The organism is Paenibacillus sp. MER TA 81-3 (genome assembly GCF_023713585.1).
In the GTDB taxonomy this organism is placed as follows: Bacteria; Bacillota; Bacilli; order Paenibacillales; family Paenibacillaceae; genus Paenibacillus_B; species Paenibacillus_B profundus.
Genome location: NZ_JAMAWB010000032.1, coordinates 24,384 through 41,984, shown reverse-complemented (window position 1 = coordinate 41,984; position 17,601 = coordinate 24,384). Strand labels below are relative to the sequence as shown.

Genomic DNA, 17,601 nt, shown 5'->3' with positions numbered 1-17,601 from the left:
GTTAGTCATCGAATCGGATCGTGAACCGTTACCAGCTTCGTCCCATCGGGGAACGTCACTTCCACTTGAATATCGGGGATCATTTCGGCAATGCCATCCATCACATCTGATCGCGACAGAATTGTGGCACCTTCGCTCATCAACTGAGCAACTGTCTTGCCGTCACGGGCCCCTTCCATAATTTCATACGTTATCAGCGCAACCGCTTCTGGATAGTTCAGCTTCAGACCACGGTCTTTGCGTCTTCGCGCGAGATCAGCCGCGACTACGACCATCAGCTTTTCTTGCTCTCGAGGTGTCAATCTCACCTGATTTCCTCCCGTACGATCTGTCATAAGCAACTGCTTTTACAGCACACTTTACGTTTCTTTTCACACTTTCACACAGCACAGCATACCCGTTAGCTGTTAGTGTTAACGAGCCTACCATCTACCATCTTCTATCGTTCTTTCATTTCTACATTTCATTAGATAAGGAGCGGCTGCAATGAGGGAGCGGGTTGCAACCGTATTTGAACTCGGTGCTCACTGTATAGTAAGCGCCATTCAATGTAATTAAGAATGAGTTAATATGAGGGGGAGTACTCATTCAAGCATCTTACGAGGATTTTTTCCAAGATGCTCCATACATTATCTTCATCATATTAAATTGACGACATAATATAAAGTACTCTATTTGCACATATTTTTCTAAATCCGACTCGATTGCAGCTAAAATCAAAACATTTCATGCGCTTTCATTTCCAATTGTAGTTTTTCATGCATTTTTGGCGATTTTTATGAATATGTGAACAGCTGATAAAAAAAGCCAGCCAGATTACTCTGGCTGGCCTCAGCATTCGAAGCAGAGTCCCTTATCGAACTCATTCCTGCTCCAACACCATCAAATTTTGCTCAAATATCGTCGTAAATCCTGCTTCCAGCAGCAAGCTGACCAATTCCGGTTCAAACGATACATTGTACACCATCCGGTCACATTCCGCGTAATTCGGCCCGTATACTTCTGACAGCATCGCCCGATACAGCGCATCCTTATCTGCTCGGCCAGCGGCGACCTCGCACTGATACAGGACCAACGACTTCAGCTTTCCGTAATCGTCTGTCACCTGTTTATAGAGCGCATATGCCACAGCACTTCCGTCAGAATCATGGACGATAAGACTATGTCCTTCGCGGATATTGTGCCATTGAGACGACCATGCCGCTGCCTCCTTATAAAAAGACAGGTCAGCCGCTTCAACGGGTTTCCCCCAATGCAGGCTGATCGAATCCGATGGATCAAGCTTGAAAGCATTGGCATCCAAGCCCCCATTATGCCGCATGCCAATTAGCCGATCGGTGATTTGAAATCCGACATGCCGATAGGCGCGGATGGCGTTGTCATTTTGCGCGACAACCTCTAAATAAGCGGTATGCACACCCTCTTCTCGGATAAGACGGATCGCTTCTTCCATCATTGCTTTGGCAATGCCCTGACCTCGGCAGGAAGGAGCTACGCCTGTTCCCCCGTTCCAGGCCAATTTCTTGCCGCGCACGGTACGAACAGCAATTAGCACGAATCCAATCGGCTGATCGTCTGCATAAGCGACGACCGATAGGTGCGGTTGAATGCCGTTCACGCTCATGTGAGCTAGATGCTGTTCCAGATTGCGGGTCATATCCGAAAAATAACCTGTAAACCCTTCATTCCACAGCTGCAATCCCTGATCAAATGTGCATTCGTTCAGCCTTTTCATCGTTACAATGACTTGCTTCATCTTCCGATTCCTCCCCTGAACCATCGACATGTGGCACACATTCCGTTATGGCCCCGATATGCTGCCAACAGCGTATCACGGCCACAGAATCGTTGTCAATTTTTAGTAGACTTTTGCTTGTCCACTCGCTCTGGGGTTTTACCCATTAAATAACCGAGACCACCGCCGAACACCGCCGGAATGACCCACCCGATGCCCTGCCCATATAGAGGAATGTGTTTCAACACCGAAAGGGCGAACTCGATCGGAACTTTCGCTTCTTTCAAGCCGTCGAACAAGCTAATAAGAACGGTACCGATCAGCGCTCCTGCGTAGACTTGGGGACGTCCGCCGAACCATTTATGAACGAAAGACAGCAGGATCAACACAATGGCGACCGGATAAATGACAAGTAAAATCGGTTTGGAAATCGAGATAATTCTGTTCAAGCCCAGATTGGCTACCAATAATCCCAGTAAGCATGTTATCAGCGCAATCCGATTGTAGGTCATCCGTGCCAGCAAGGTTGCGAAATACTGGCTGCAGGCGGATACAAGTCCGATACATGTCGTCAGACAGGCTAGTGTGACGATGACAGCCAACAGCATCAAGCCGGAAGGGCCGAACAAGTTCAGCACGACATCGGTCAACAGTTGGCCTCCATTCTTTGCATAACCGAGCGACACGCTTGTCATGCCTAAGTATCCAAGCGCCGCATATACAAGCGACAGTCCGATACCAGCAATGAGACCAGCTTGAATGGTCGCTTTCGCGACGGCCCGCTTCTCTACTGCTCCCTGGGCACGGATCGAATTCAGCACGATGATGCCGAAGGCAAGCGCCGCTATCGTATCCATGGTCAGATAACCTTCCATGAACCCTTTGAAGCCTGGCGATTCTACATACTCATTGATAGCCGGTCCTCCTTCTCCGATCGGATACAGCACCCCGCCGATGAACAAGAGCGCGATCGACAACAGCAGCATGGGCGTAAGCCAGCTTCCGATACGTTCGACCAGCTTTGAAGGATTGAGACTCATCCAGAACACGGCGCCGAAAAAGACGAGCGTGTACACGAACAGAATCCATGGATTGGATGCATGGTGTGATGGCAGGAACGAGCTGAAGCCCATTTCATACGCCACGTTGGCGACGCGCGGTATCCCCATCGCGGGCCCAAGCGACACATAGACGATGATGGCAAAGAAGATGCCGAATCGCGGGCTCACCCGCCCGGCCAAATGCTGCATATCGCTTCCGGACAACGCGACCGCGACAACGGCGAGCAGCGGCAATCCTACTCCTGTTAAGATAAAGCCGATGATGGCGGGAACGAAGCTGTCACCCGCCTGTTGTCCCAAGATAGGCGGAAAGATAAGGTTCCCCGCCCCGAAGAACAATGAAAATAGCATTAATCCCGTGAAAAAGATATGTTTCTTTGTTAATGATTGATTCAATCTGCTCTCCCCCTGATACATGTGAGATCAAAAAGACCCGTCCCTAGAAAGGGACGGGTCTGTACCCGCGTTACCACCCAAATTCAACAATATTGCGTATGGATCTGTTTGTTGCTGCTCATGACGTGACTATGCACGCGTTCCTGGTAACGGAGGATCCGTCAAAGCTTACTGGTGAGTTCAGCCTTGCTTCTCGGAGAGGACATTCGGTCATGCGCTGGACATTGGCTTGCAGCAAGACGCCAACTCTCTGTGGATCAGCCCATCACTTACTCTTCTCGTCGCCGAAGTTCATATCGTAAAGTTTGTATACTATTTTCACATGCATCGAGGCAACTGTCAATGACAATAATACACATTGCTAATCCCTGCCGCGCTTTCCATTCCTTCGATTCTATTATATGATGCATATACGGAGATATTTGGAAGGAGATTCACGTATGCCAGCAATGCTGTAAATTGTCATTTTAATGATGGATACCGATTTATTTTTTGGTGTGTACACTCCAAGGGATAAGTCTGTCCATTTTGACCTTTACAGGAGCGCAGGGTGTATGCAATTGAACTCAACTGCTGCGGACAAGACGATGAGTCGTTCTGCTTTTGTATTTTATCTCCGTGCCAATTCGTTACTAATGCCCTGCTGCGCTCCTTCGTCAGATAGAAACAGGAGGACTGCACTTATGAAAAATAAAGAACAAACCAACGCATCCATGCACGAGACGACCGTTTATTTGCATCAGTACATGAAAGCTCTTTCCCGGAATGGTCACTTCAATGGAGCTGCGCTTGTCGCTCTCCGAGGGAACATCTTATTATCCGAAGGATACGGAATGGCCAATTGGGAGCACGAGGTCCCCAACACGCCGCAAACCAAATTCCGCATCGGTTCCATTACGAAAGGCTTCACGGCGTTGGCCATTATGCAGCTGCAAGAGCAGGGACTGCTCTCGGTCCACGATGCCATCAGCGAATATTTTCCCGATTATCCGCGCGGGCACGAGATCACGCTTCATCACCTGTTGACGCACACGTCCGGCATTCCCGATTATGCCGGACTGCCGGGTTATTGGGAACGCACCATGCGTCTCTATTCCCCGATAGAGCAGACGATAGCGTCTTTTCAACATGAACCGCTGCAATTCCAGCCGGGAGAACGGACGAGCTACACCAGTTCCTCTTTCATATTGTTAAGCGCCATCATTGAGAGAGTATCAGGGCTGTCCTACGCGGATTATATTGTCGAACGAATCTGCATACCCCTGAATATGAATGACTCGGGCGTCGAGGACAGCCGAACGGTGTTGAAGCATTTCGCCTCCGGTTACTCGGTGTGCAACAAGATCATTCCGGCTGAATACGTCGACATGTCCATCTCTCTCGGCGGAGGCGGTATGTATTCAACGATAGCGGATTTATATAAATGGGATCGCGCGCTTTATACGGAGTCACTTCTCGGCCGAGAATCACTGCACCACATATTTGGACCATACTCGCCCATATTCGGCGGATACGGCTGGGTCGTCAATGAAGAAACGATAGACGGAGTGAAACGGAAGCGCGTCGCTCATCATGGCACGATGAACGGCTTCTGTGCCGACTTCAACCGGTTTGTCGATGATGATCTCGTTATTATCGTGTTAAGCAACATGAACATTACGCCGGTGGAGCGGATAAGCGGCGACTTGGCAAGAATCGTGCTTGGTGAAGAGATTGACGTGCCGGAGACCGTGACGGCGATTGCACTTGCCACTGAGGAGATGGAGCGGTATATCGGTATCTACGAACGAACGGAACCGGACGGCTCTCATGCTGCAGACATCGATTGGCAGGAAGCCTTCACAAGCTTGTCGCGATTCAGCACGGTTGAAATTGCGGTGGGGGCTCATGTCAACCGATTCCATGAGTTCGGCATTCACCCAGGCTCGATCATCATCATTACCCAAGAAGAACAGAAGCTGTACTTGCAGATGGCCAAGCGACATGGCGCATGGTACAAATATGAAATCGTACCGATCTCGGCAACTGAACATGGAGCAACGTTCGCCGCCCAGTATATCGATGAGCGGGTTATATGCACGAGAAACGGTCAGGGATCGATAACTATCGAGCATCGCGATGCGTACGGAAACCTTATGTTCGCAGCCAAAATGTCATAACGTTGGCAGCATGAAGCATACAGGGGCTGTCCCAATAGGTCTAATAAGACCCAAGGGACAGCCCCTGTATGTTTAGACGGCACTCTCCCCGCCAATTGATTCTTGCCCGCCGCCACTATGCCTTGGTTTGTTACTTTCAAACAGTTTGAACCGAGGCCACATTTAGATCGAATAACTGATCCAATCACCACGTGAGCCTCCCATTTTGTCATAGAACCGTTGGGCACGATAATTATTAGCGGCCGTAATCCATGACATATGAGCATATCCGTTGTCTTTCGAAAATGTTGCACAGGCTTCAAACAGCTCTTGGGCTGCCCCGGTTCCTCTGGCTTCCTCAATTACATATAGGTCATTCATTACGGTTATTTGATCTGCTTGAATCGTACTGAATGTGAAATAAAGGGTTGCAAACCCAACAAGCTTACCTTCCTTCTGAGCTGCGAACTGAATTCCTCTATTTTTTCCAAGCAGTGTGTCAATTAAGCTATGTACTTTTTCTATTGCCGGTTTTGGTCTTTGATAAAAATCAACGATATACTCATACATCAAGGATGTTATTTCTTGTTTATCACTTGGTTCAACAGGTCTTACGATCACGGACATAAGCAGCCCTCCCGAATTGAATGCCTTTCAATATAGCTATACAATATTATAGTAAAATAATTGACATCTAATAAAGATACAATAAAGAACAATTTCCATTAGATGGACCAGTACAGATGGGAGCAGATACAGAGGGAATTGAACAGGTCTTAGAGCCGTGTGAGTTCTTCCTCACCGGGTTTTATTTCCCTTCTAATTGCAAGCAACAAAAAAATCCTGAATAACCATCAGGATTGTCAACGAGGCCTGTAAATCGGCTAGGTGGAGTCACATAAAGCTCTTTTTATGGGGACTTCTAATGTTTAAATGAATCCGCGAGACACAATTACTAACAGGATGAAAAGAACCAAGATAACACCAGTAGACGTAAAGTGGGAACCAAACCCGCCTGCAATATCACCCATTAAGAAGCCCTCCCTATTATCATGATACGTCTCCATTATATTGAATGTATCCCCGCCTTGGCCCTGTTAAAAGCCTATAGGGGTGAAATTAGGCGGATTTAGCAATCCTTTTGCGTTCTTTAGCGCAGCTATGACACATCACATCTTCCCGCACTTTGAGATTCCTTGTCATGGTGCTACAAGCATTCGTTTCCACATACACCATTAGCAATGGGGCTCTCCCAACAGAGAACCCAAGGGATAGCCCCATTCCATTTACTCCTTGATGGCCCCGATCATGACCCCTTTCACGAAATACTTCTGCAGGAAAGGATACAGCAGCAGAATCGGGACGGTGGCGACGATAATGGTCGCGTATTTAATCGTCTCTCCTATAGGCATCTTATCCGCCGCACCAGCTCCGGTGAGCATGCTGTCCGTACTGTTCGTAATCAGAATTTCGCGCAGCACGAGCTGCAGCGGATACAATTCACGGTCTCGCAAGTATATGAGCGCTCCGAACCAGGAATTCCAATGCCCAACACCGTAGAATAGAATCATGACCGCAATAACGGGCAGAGACAACGGCAGAATAATGCGGACAAGCACGGTGAAGTCGTTCGCGCCGTCCAGCTTGGCCGATTCCTCCAGACTTATCGGAATGCCTTGGAATGCCGTGCGCATTATAATCAAGTTGAACGCACTCACCGCACCCGGAACAATGAGCGCCCATAGGCTGTCCAGCATGCCTAGACCGGTCACGAGCAAATAGCTTGGAATCAACCCGCCCGAGAAGAACATCGTGAACACGATGAAGAACATAATCGGGTTTTTCCACATTACATTTTGCCGCGATAACCCATACGCGCCGAGCGCCGTCATGAACACGTTCACGAAGGTGCCGACTACGACGATGAACAAGGTATTCAAATACCCGCTCGTAATCATCGGATTCTCGAAGACGAGCCGATAGGCATCCCATGTCAATCCGTGCGGGAACCAGATGAGTCCGCGCTGCTGAACGAGCCATGACGGATCGCTGAGCGAAGCGAACAGCACGTACACGAATGGATATAACGTGACCAGACAAAGACATATCATGAACAGGATATTGAAAAATTCAAAAATTCGTTCGCCAATCGACAATTTATTCACCAGCCGGTCCCTCCTCTGTCGCATTTGTTCTTCAACTGCAGCTCCCCCACTACCACAACTTCGTATCGCTTGCGCGACGGCTCACCGTGTTCGCCAAAATGAGAAGCGCGAAATTGATGATGGAGTTGAATAGTCCGATGGCCGTACTGTAGCTATAATTCGACTCCAACAGACCTTTGCGGTATACATATGTGCCAATGACATCAGCGGTTTCATACGTCGATGAATTGTACATCAGCAAGATTTTGTCTGTGCTGACGGACATGAGGCTGCCCATCTGCAGAATAAGCAAAATGATAACCGTCGGCATAATGCCCGGAATCGTAATATGGAGCACCTGGTGCCACTTCGACGCGCCGTCCACTTTGGCCGCTTCATACAGCGAAGGATCGATGTTCGATATCGCAGCCAAATAAATGATCGTGCCCCAGCCTACCCCCTGCCAGATGCCAGACGTAATATAGATGCTCCGAAACCATTCCGGCTCACGCAAGTAGGCGACAGCTTCGACGCCGAACCATCCTAAGATGTTGTTGATAAGCCCGTCTCGTGCCAGAAAATCAACCATCATCCCAACGATGACGACAATAGAGATAAAATGTGGAATATAGGTAATCGTCTGTACGGCGCGCTTGAACATGTGATGGCGGATTTCATTCAAGAGCAACGCCAATATAATCGGTGCGGGAAACGAGAATACAAGCTCATAAAAACTGAGCAACAGCGTGTTGCGGACGATTCTCCAAAAGAAGTGGCTGTTGAAAAATTCTTCGAAATATTTTATGCCTACCCACGGGCTTTCAAGAAATCCCAAGGCCGGGGAGTAATCTTTGAATGCGATTTGAATCCCGTACATCGGTCCGTAATGAAAGACTGCATAGTACACGACAACGGGCAGCAGCATCAAATAAATATACTTGTTCATCTTGGCGTCTCGGATCACGCGCCGAATAAAGCCCGGTTGTGCTTGGGATCCGGTATGCGCCGTCGCTTTCTCTGGTACCGGCATGTCGTTCCCTCCTTATGAAGAAGATTCGTGCCGGAATACCCGGCACGAATGTGTGCTCCTTATCGCTTATTGAATCGATCCAAAGCAGCCTGTTGCACTTTAATCGCATCCTCAATCCCCATCGACTTAATCGTCTCGACGAATTTATCGAAGTTGTCGATCGGTTCTGCGCCCATGATGAACTTGTCGAACATTTCCGCCTTGTACGTATTGATATCTGCCATAATCGAAGCATAGGAGGAGCTTTCTTCCGAGGTCGGTGTCAGCGACGGCAGCAGCTTGCTGCGGTCGGCATCCAGCCAGTTCTTCATCGCTTCCTTCTGCTCTGGAAGCTCAATATATTGCTCGATGTAACGTTTGTCCTGCACGAACGGACCGGACCAGTTCACGGGCATATATTTGGCCATCGCTTGCGCGACCGGCAGTCCGTCCGGGTTGTTCATAATTTCGTCCGTATATTTCGGATAGCCGTTCTCCATCTTGTAGCTTTCGCCCTCGACGCCGAAGTTGAACAAGATATGCCCTTCCTCGCCATATTTATAGTCCATCCACTTTACGATTTCCTCTGGATTGCTGGCCGAAGCGGAGACAGCTGCCCCGACACCAGCAAAGGGCGAGTCTGCCTGACCAAGCGCTTTTTGACCCGGAATAGCAGTCGGATAAGGCGCGCCGACCAGCTTGAAGCTCGGATCCTTCTCCTTCATCAGGTTCATGTAGCGTCCGACACCCGAACCGTTGTATGTTACGAGGGAACCAAGCAGGTTGCCCGTCATTTTCGCATCCTGCAGCTTGCCATCGGTCGTGGCATAATCTTTGTCCAGCAAGCCCTCCTTATACCAACGGTTTAACATGGTTACATAATCCTTGTATTGCGGTTGAATCGGGCCGTACTTGATGACCTCGCCTTCTCTGTAGAAGCCGTCTGTAATGCCATACGCGCCGACAAAGGCTACATTGATATCACGCAGAAGGAACGGAATCTCATCTTTCTTGCCGTTCCCATTCGGATCTCCGTCGCGGAAAGCGATGAGCATTTTCTCCCATTCCTCAATTGTCGTCGGCACTTGAAGCCCCAGCTTATCGAGCCAATCTTGACGAATTGTCGGCCCCATGAATGTCAACAGCTCCTGTTCCGGACGCAAGAACGGAAATACATAGATATTGCCTTCGTCCGTCGTGACGAGCTTCTTCAAATCAGGTCGATCCGCCAACACTTTGCTCAAATTCGGAGCATACTTCTCAATCAGCTCATTCAAGCGGAGAATCCGCTTCTCTTTAATCGCTTGATCCGGCCCCTTGGCTACCCCGCCCCACGAATACTCAATGACGTCAGGCAGCTTGCCGGAAGCTAGCATCAGATTGAACTGATCGGCTTCTTGACCAGAAGGCGGATGCTGGAATTCGACTTTCGTTCCTGTCCGCTTCTCCAGTTCTTTGTAGGCTCCCATCTCGCTGAAGCTCTTCATGACAGTCCCCGCATTTCCCATCGAAGCCCAATACGTCAAGGAAGCGGGGAATTTCACTTCCTCTGCCGGAATATCAGTGGAAGTAGCCGCTTCTGGCGCCTTCTTCTCACTGCAGGCCGAGAACATGGTTGCGATCATGACGAGAGATACCATGATCAGACTTGCTTGTCGCCACGAGTGACGTTTCATATCTAATGACCTCCCATCGGAATTGGTATGATTCCAACTATAGCGAGCTCCTCGCGAGACAGTAAGTAAACGTTTTCAATCCAAGTTAACCGAATGTATGCATGCTCACTTACCGTTTTTAAGATCGGTTAACCATTCTTCCGATCCGCTTGCTGCTCCAGCATTTCACGATATTTTCCCGGTGTGATTCCCTCGTTCTTCTTGAAGAAGCGCAAGAAGCCTACATCACTGGCATACCCTACTCTTTGCGCGATTTCGGATATCGTCAGAGTTCCGTCCGCGAGCATTTTTTTGGACTCCTGCATCCGCAGCTCCGCAATGTATTCCGTTATGTTGCGCCCGCTATACTTTTTGAAGAAGGCTGAAATATATTGCGATGTCATCTCGAACTCGGCTGCCATCGTATTCAGACTCAGATTGGGATCATGAAAATGCTTGCCGATGTATTCCGCCATCCCCCGGTACAAACGGTCATGATGATCGCTGCGTTCCCTCCGGATGTAATGGCACAGCGTGCGAAAATGCTGCATAATCTGCTCCTGCATGTCCTCCACTGCTATCGGCCGCGCTGCCAATCGAGCGGGATCGACCGACTCGCCGAACACTTCAAGGTCATCCACCTGAATGCCGTTCAATATTTTCATTAATGTCGTTAACAAATCAATGGCCAAGCATCGCACCCGGTCCGGCGTGACATGATCTTGCTGCCAATTCATGACGAATATTTGCTGCAGCAGCTTTTCCGCAACATCCGCTTCCCCGCTCTTGACCACATTCATTAATTGAATCTCTGTCTCAATCGGATAATGGTAGAACGGCGACTTCACCGAGTGAATGTTCTCGTAGTACATGATCGATTCGGTACCATGAATAATCCAATAATCGAGCGCCATCATTGCTTCGCCATACGCGGTCCCGATCTGATCCATTCCGCGGTAAATGGGGCTAACGCCAAAGGCCAGCGACAGCTTGAACCGCTCCTGCACCGCCTCTTTCAGCCGGCACAACAGTTCATCCCGGATCGAGCAGACGGATTCCGAAGACTCGGCCACATTGAGCAGCACCGCCAGCCGATCACGCTCCATTTCCGCAATATAGCCTTGCTCCTGCAGCAGTTCATGCCCGAGATTCGTAAGCACGAACCGCACCAATCCCCATTCACGCTCCGTGTCGCCTTGGATGAACCGGGAGCAGTCCACAATATGGATGAGAATGACACCGTAATAATCGTGAGGCAGCCGAATGTCCATGAAGCTAAGCGTCTCCTTCATGCCATGGGACAGATCGACGTGTCCGCGAATGAGGCGGGACAGGAAATTGGCCTGCAGCACCGGCGACTGTTCGGCCAACGTTTGCCGCAGCTTGTCCTCCTCATCCATAGAGCGGATGACTGATTTCTTAATCAAATCAAATTCATCGCGGTACGTCTCCTCCTCCGAGGATTTACGGTGACTCAACATCTGCACGACATCTCTAATTGGCTGATAATACCGGAATGCCATCACATAGGATGCGCCAAGCCCTGCAGCTAGACATCCGACGAGGACGAACAGCGCCCATTTTTTAATAACGAGCACGTCCTTCAATACGACCTTTTTCGGAATGACCGATACATATTTCCAACCGTTGCTCCCGTTCACGTCCGACAGTATCATTCGTTCACCGTTGATGTCGATTTCATTGTAACCGTTTGCAAAATGAAGATGCTTCCAGATTGCTGCAGCACTATTGTCACGCAGCGTAGACATAAGCACTTCTTGCTTCTCATTGAAGATGACTAGGGAGCCATTGTTCACGCCTTCGATCTGGGTCAACATATTCTTCATCTGCTGTTCTTCAATAAGAACTATCAGTTGTCCTTGGATGTCCGATACATATTCATAAGGAAGGGACTGCACGAAGGTGATCGTATTGGATTGCACGTTCCCTTGCTTGACCGGTTCGGATGGCAAATAGGTCTTATGATGAAATCCAGCGAGCAGGCGTTCCCGAACCCAGCTGTAATCTCTTCCTGGAAACATAGTGATTTGTTGAAAGAACAAGGATGAATCCGTCTTCATGTCTGGAGTGAGAATCATGTCATTTGTTTGAAAGTAAATGAAAAAATCACTGATGAAGCTGCTTATATTTTTATACTTCTTCAACTCTCTCAACGCTTCAATCACTTTCATTTGCTTCTGCAGACTTTCGCTGCCCGCATTGTTCAAGAGCCACTTCACCTTCGGGTTGAGCGCCACCTGTGCGGTGAGCTGATCCACTTCCTTCAATCGAGAATCCGTAATCTGATTCAGCTGCTTCAACAGCCCTACGTTCGTGCGAATCGCATTGTTGATCATGATCTGTTCGATGCGCTGGTAGAAGATGCCTCCAACCGTCACAGGCAGCAGCAAAATGACAAGGTACGATAGTAAAATCGTAATAAACACGCTTCTTCTCGTCATTCTTCTCTTCCAGATTCGCGCAAGCCAACGAACATTCATTCCTTTTCCCCCTCTGTTCTCTTGGTTCTTGAATACGGACTTGTAAATATTGACTTATTATAGTCCATCTATTATTACAATGACGGAGGAGTCAATCCTTATAAGCCGACGATCGGGCTGTTGGAAACGGCGAAAAGCAAAGGCGTGCGCGTACGCGCATTCGGGAATCAACAGGAGATATTTTGAGGACATTACGGTCGTCTACGGGGCAGCGCAATCCTGATGCAAATCTATTTGCATACGAGTCCCTTCATGATGACATAGCTTCACCATTGATCAAAACAGACAGCAGCATCGATGCTGCTGCCTGAGCTTGGCGTAATGGCCGAGAGATCGGTTTCCATAGCTGTTGAAACAAAACATAGGATGGTTCATTTGCAACCGTTAGAGAGCTTCGACATCCTGATTATCGTCCGTTATGCCCGTCCAGCCGCAATATCGCGAACAAGCGGCACGAACCAATCCGTCACGTTACGGAATGCAAATCCTCGCTGCTGCGCTTTCGTCGTGTCCATGAACCAGCTGTCCGCCGTGCCGAATGGAGACTTATGCCCATCGTCCAACTCGGACGTAAAATGAAGACGCTTCGTGTAATCATCCGCTCCAAGCACGATCGGAAAACGGACCGTACAGACCGGAAACGAGGCTTTCTGCAATAGCACCGCTTCCACGCAGCGCTTTCCTTCCTTGTAGCTGTGCCTCAGATTGTTCCTCCACCTGGATTGGGTACATATATGGGTTGAAATCCGATTCACTTCTTCGCTCTGGACCGAACTCGTAGACTGATAAGCTGGACGTCAATATGTATCGTTGTACCCTGCCAGCGAAGATGGCGCAAGCTTCCTCCGCTTCTTGCTGCGTGAAGCATATATTGTCGTACACAACATCCCATTCGGCTGATCCGATAGCGGACTCGAACGCCGCGGAATCGGTGCGGTCCACCGTAATCCGCTTCACCGCATTCCCGAACGAATCCGCAGTCTTCCCTCTTGTTGCTATCGTCACGTCTGCGCCTTGCCGCAGCAACGCCTCTACCAGCTTTTTTCCGAAAAAGCAGTTCCCCCCAAAACTAACACTTTGTTCATGAAAATTTGCCTCCTTAGTTCTTTTGATTGATTCGTTCTTTCCACATTATAAAGCACCGGAACCTTCGGCACAGCTAGCAAGTTCAAGCTTCCCCCGCCCATGTATTGACGACTCCATATATGCAGCATGATACTGGATGAATCGCCTTCGGACAGAGCGTGTCTTCTGCCACATTAATTGTCCGGCATCTCTTCATGTTGTAGTATTATAAGGTATTCCATCATAATGTTCATCTGCTATATACGCTAGCTGAAACCGCATCGATGTATTGTTTTCCAAAGTCATAACAGCCAGCATGTCCAGCCTATAACGATACGTTGCCAAGACTTCTCTCCATTCTCCCTCTCGTTCAGAAGGGGTATCCATAGGATAAAGTTAACTTTGATATACATGTCTACAGTAATCTTGCTCCTCAGACAATGCGGCAGCATCACCGTTCGATCATACGTCTTGCGCCTGAGACAGGTGGGAATCGTTGGTACTGACCTGACCCAAGGGGAGAATGATTGGAACGCGTTCAACTAATTTAGACTGTGTTTCATCCAATGGATTTGGCAATTAGCCAGCGATTGCTGAGCAATAAGCGAGAAAGCATTGGAGCGCATGGGATAATTCCAATGAAGCATCGCATTAAGAGGATTATATGCTGTTTTAGCTGCACAAAATCCAATCGGATAAGCATCATCCCGATATTAAGTCAACTTATATCGCTAAGAATCCCCCTCATGTTAGTTAGCTTGCGCCTTGGGGTGTGGGTGCTTCAAAATATTGAATATGTTATTGTCGATTCTATAGAAAAAAGGTGAGGCTCTTGCTGCAATCATTAAAGGCTATTCAATCCTACAGACAAGGCGAAACCGCACTGCTGGAGGAGAACCGCTGGTTGGAATACATCGTGACGGCCGAGGAGCGGATTGTCAATCTCGAACGGATTCAATCGCTGCGGCAGCTCGCGAATTCCAACCCGGTGCTTGACTATGTAGAACGGACACTGCAAGAGTTGGCACGCATGCCGTTGTCCTTCTGGATTAAGGAAACAGTGGAAACGGTGCTGAAATGGTCAGAGGCCGCCAAGGGCGGGACCGTGCGCCAGCGGATCGTCTGGCAGGAACAGGGCGTGTCGCTGTTCGCCCATAACGTCGGCTCCGCTCAGATCTATAAGCAGCACGTCGCTGACAACAGCCATGAACGCAGCCAGCTTACGCACACTCTTATTTATACGCATGGACTTATCGGACAATATTTGCGCGGAGAAGTGCCTTTAATCGAAAACGCTCCCTTATTTCAATTGGTGAAGCAGAGTATCGTATCGTCCCGGGAGCTGCGGGAGCTGCTTCTGCCGCTGAATCGCTGCGTCATTGCCGCGGTCTCGCCCGAATTGTGGAATTCGCTGAAGAGCAGGGTCGAGGACGTTGTCGATCAGATCGTGACAGGCCAATTCGATAACGCCTTCTCCTTGCAGGAACGGTTCCGTCATTTGCGGGAGCTGTCTGTCCGCAGCGGCGAAAACGTGAAGGCCGAGCTGGCGAAGCTGGAAATCCAACCGCATATTATGACCGCGCTCCGTGCATTGAATGACAAAACCTTATGGTTCGTCGAAGCGGCCTTACATGAGTTTTCGTTCGAAGAATTCATCAAAATCTTCCTCATGACCTTAGCTGATCCGCAGACGGAGCATGTGCGCCATATCAGCTTCGAGCGGTTGATGAACAGCATGTATTATGATTTCAAAGGCCGGAAGAAAATAAATGTTTACAAAAAACGGATGATCGAAAAGGCATTGCGGGAACTCACTTATGAAGATATCAGGAACCATCGCAAGCCGGATAGTCCGCATCTGACCTTCCATATTGATCATCTTGATGAAGCACGGGACAGTATGTATGTAAACTTCGAATTCTCTGCCGCCGCGGAAAAGTTGATCGATTTCTGCATCGAAGCCGAGAAGACGCCGCTCTATGAGAAAGCGATTCTGATGCTGTTCGACTTGTTCGAATTGCGGCGCGACGCATACGATCGGTTCCATAATGAAGAGGATTATTTGTCCGATATGAACCGGTCTGCGGATTATAAGCAAGTTATTCTCGATTATGTGACAGGAGTCGGCGTCATCGATATCGGCCCTGGCGGAGGGATCATGCTCGACTTGATTGAGGACCGCCTGCCCGGCACACAGGCGATTGGAATCGATATTTCACAAAATGTCATCGAGACGCTTGAGCGCAGGAAGCAGCGTGAGAACCGGAGCTGGCGCGTCATGAAGGGCGATGCGCTTAATCTTAAGCAATATGTCGAGCCGGGGAGCATCGATACGATCATCTTCTCGTCCATCCTGCATGAGCTGTACTCCTATATCGAATATGAAGGAAGAAGCTTCAACCATGACACCGTTGCGGCCGCCCTCCGGAGCGCATTCGATGTCCTTCCGCCGGGAGGCCGCATCATTATCCGCGACGGGATTATGAGCGAGCCTGCGGATCAGAAGCGGATCATCGCGTTCCGCAAGGAAGACGGCATGTCGTGGCTGGAGCGGTATGCCAAAGATTTCGCCGGAAGAAAGATTCGATATGAGCGTTTGTCGCCGCACGAAGTGTTGATGCCGGTAAATGACGCCATGGAGTTCCTGTATACTTACACTTGGGGACCTGAAGCGTATGTCCACGAAGTCCAAGAGCAATTCGGTTATTTCACGCCGTCGCAATATGAGAATTTCATCGTGAAGACATTGGGCGCTCGCGCTGTCATCATCAAGTGCGATCATTACTTGCAGGACGGCTACACAGAGGCGCTTGCGCCGAAAACGTCCTTCATGAACGAACGTAGAGAGCCGGTGCCATTTCCCGACAGCACCTGTCTGATCGTCATCGAGAAGCAATAACGGCAATCGCAAAGCCAAAATAGAAGGCCGGTCAATTAAAGACCGGCCTTGATTCGTATCGTACGTTAAAATCCTTGCTCGGCAGCGTATTTGCCCCAATGCGGACGGCCGCCGTCGGCATCGGTGAACCCGTATTCATCCGATAAGCCCCACGTGCTGAACGACTGCCCCGACTTGTCCATCCGATCCGGGTCGGCCGCCAACGCCGCTACAGCTCTCCCGATATAGTTTGGCGTCTCCGACATCAAGAAGTGCGGCTCTTGCTTCCCTGCCTCTCTCCAATTATCCTCGCTAACCCCGAAATGTTCGAGCATCGCTTCTGAGCGCAGAAATCCGGGGGTAACAGCGACTGCCGCAACCCCGTGTGGACGCAGGTCTTCTGCCATCGCCGCAGCCAGATGGATCGCCGATACCTTGGCAAGGCTGTAGTACATGTTGCCTCGGTACCGATAATCCGTGCCGTCTGTAATCTCAATGATAAGCCCTTGCCGTCGTGCAACCATAAGCGGCGCTCCGTAATAGCTCGTCATCACGTGCGAGTGAACCGCCCGCTGCTGCATAAGCAAGCCGTTCGCAAGTGAGTGCTCCCAGAAGCCTTTGCCCCATTCCGTCAGAGGATCTCCTCCCCACACATCGTTCACCAATATATCGAGCTGCCCGTTCTGTTCTTCTTTTATCCGTTCAAAAAGCGCCTTTACTTCCTCCTCCACCGTATGATCCACGCGTACAGGAATCCCCTTTCCCCCGTTCGCCGTCACCATTTCGGCCGTATCATCAATCGTTTCGCTCCTCCCCATGCTGGAGAGTTGTCCGCGTACACTGCGGCCCGTGCAATAGACCGTCGCACCCGCTTCTCCCAGCATGGCAGCGATTCCCCGTCCTGCCCCACGGGTCGCTCCAGCGACAACGGCAACTTGATTGCGCAATGGCATCATCCTTGCCCTCCTCATCTCATTTGACTACTGTTTTAGATTATCAGAAGATATATGACAACTACT

15 protein-coding genes and 1 other annotated feature are annotated in these 17,601 nt (G+C 49.5%); of the genes, 3 read left to right on the top strand and 12 right to left on the bottom strand.

All coding sequences use genetic code 11. The annotated features are described in order from the left end of the window. Window positions 1-5 precede the first annotated feature (5 nt). The 3 genes from M3650_RS29070 to brnQ all read right to left on the bottom strand — a co-directional run bounded on the left by M3650_RS29070 (window position 6) and on the right by brnQ (window position 3,213). Entirely contained in the window at window positions 6-308 is a 303-nt protein-coding gene (locus M3650_RS29070) for an urease subunit gamma (protein WP_019424556.1), read from the bottom strand. A 554-nt stretch (window positions 309-862) separates the two neighbouring features. Beyond that, window positions 863-1,756, bottom strand: a complete 894-nt coding sequence (locus tag M3650_RS29065; protein WP_251579700.1) for a GNAT family N-acetyltransferase — start codon at window positions 1,754-1,756, stop codon at window positions 863-865. A gap of 95 nt (window positions 1,757-1,851) precedes the next feature. Then, window positions 1,852-3,213: a branched-chain amino acid transport system II carrier protein gene (gene brnQ / locus M3650_RS29060; protein ID WP_483311799.1), complete on the bottom strand. Its 1,362-nt coding sequence runs from the start codon at window positions 3,211-3,213 to the stop codon at window positions 1,852-1,854. A 25-nt stretch (window positions 3,214-3,238) separates the two neighbouring features. Then, window positions 3,239-3,486, bottom strand: a binding site (T-box leader). 389 nt (window positions 3,487-3,875) lie between these two features. Between brnQ and M3650_RS29055 the strand changes: the two genes are divergently transcribed. Further along, window positions 3,876-5,351 carry a serine hydrolase domain-containing protein gene (locus M3650_RS29055; protein ID WP_251579699.1) on the top strand — a complete coding sequence of 492 codons (1,476 nt, stop codon included), beginning with the start codon at window positions 3,876-3,878 and terminating at the stop codon, window positions 5,349-5,351. A gap of 162 nt (window positions 5,352-5,513) precedes the next feature. Here M3650_RS29055 and M3650_RS29050 read toward each other — a convergent pair whose 3' ends face one another. The 8 genes from M3650_RS29050 to M3650_RS32385 form a co-directional block, all read right to left on the bottom strand. Continuing rightward, window positions 5,514-5,957: a GNAT family N-acetyltransferase gene (locus M3650_RS29050; RefSeq protein ID WP_251579698.1), complete on the bottom strand. Its 444-nt coding sequence runs from the start codon at window positions 5,955-5,957 to the stop codon at window positions 5,514-5,516. Between the two features lie 302 nt (window positions 5,958-6,259). Continuing rightward, on the bottom strand, window positions 6,260-6,361 hold the full coding sequence (locus M3650_RS29045) for a hypothetical protein (protein ID WP_019424551.1): 102 nt from the start codon (window positions 6,359-6,361) through the stop codon (window positions 6,260-6,262). A 255-nt stretch (window positions 6,362-6,616) separates the two neighbouring features. Beyond that, entirely contained in the window at window positions 6,617-7,441 is an 825-nt protein-coding gene (locus tag M3650_RS29040) for a carbohydrate ABC transporter permease (protein WP_407672929.1), read from the bottom strand. A 103-nt stretch (window positions 7,442-7,544) separates the two neighbouring features. After that, window positions 7,545-8,504: an ABC transporter permease gene (locus tag M3650_RS29035; RefSeq protein ID WP_251579695.1), complete on the bottom strand. Its 960-nt coding sequence runs from the start codon at window positions 8,502-8,504 to the stop codon at window positions 7,545-7,547. 59 nt (window positions 8,505-8,563) lie between these two features. After that, the gene (locus M3650_RS29030) at window positions 8,564-10,159 is read right to left on the bottom strand and encodes an extracellular solute-binding protein (protein ID WP_251579694.1); all 1,596 of its coding nucleotides are present in this window, start codon (window positions 10,157-10,159) and stop codon (window positions 8,564-8,566) included. Between the two features lie 128 nt (window positions 10,160-10,287). Then, window positions 10,288-12,639, bottom strand: coding sequence for a helix-turn-helix domain-containing protein (locus tag M3650_RS29025; protein WP_251579693.1), 2,352 nt, complete (start codon window positions 12,637-12,639; stop codon window positions 10,288-10,290). Between the two features lie 416 nt (window positions 12,640-13,055). Continuing rightward, window positions 13,056-13,250 (bottom strand): hypothetical protein, encoded by a 195-nt coding sequence (locus M3650_RS32390; RefSeq protein ID WP_311295162.1) that lies wholly within the window; start codon window positions 13,248-13,250, stop codon window positions 13,056-13,058. After that, window positions 13,234-13,644 carry a Rossmann-fold NAD(P)-binding domain-containing protein gene (locus M3650_RS32385; protein ID WP_311295161.1) on the bottom strand — a complete coding sequence of 137 codons (411 nt, stop codon included), beginning with the start codon at window positions 13,642-13,644 and terminating at the stop codon, window positions 13,234-13,236. Before M3650_RS32385 ends, M3650_RS32390 begins: the two co-directional genes overlap by 17 nt. Window positions 13,645-14,115: 471 nt before the next feature. Between M3650_RS32385 and M3650_RS32130 the strand changes: the two genes are divergently transcribed. Together M3650_RS32130 and M3650_RS29015 are read left to right on the top strand one after the other, a co-directional pair. Beyond that, the gene (locus M3650_RS32130; protein WP_285848732.1) at window positions 14,116-14,250 is read left to right on the top strand and encodes a hypothetical protein; all 135 of its coding nucleotides are present in this window, start codon (window positions 14,116-14,118) and stop codon (window positions 14,248-14,250) included. Window positions 14,251-14,536: 286 nt separating this feature from the next. Next, window positions 14,537-16,603, top strand: coding sequence for a class I SAM-dependent methyltransferase (locus M3650_RS29015; RefSeq protein WP_251579692.1), 2,067 nt, complete (start codon window positions 14,537-14,539; stop codon window positions 16,601-16,603). 65 nt (window positions 16,604-16,668) lie between these two features. Here the strand turns inward: M3650_RS29015 and M3650_RS29010 are convergent, their stop codons facing one another. Then, complete coding sequence (locus M3650_RS29010; RefSeq protein WP_251579691.1) at window positions 16,669-17,538, bottom strand: SDR family oxidoreductase; 870 nt, start codon at window positions 17,536-17,538, stop codon at window positions 16,669-16,671. Window positions 17,539-17,601: the final 63 nt, after the last annotated feature.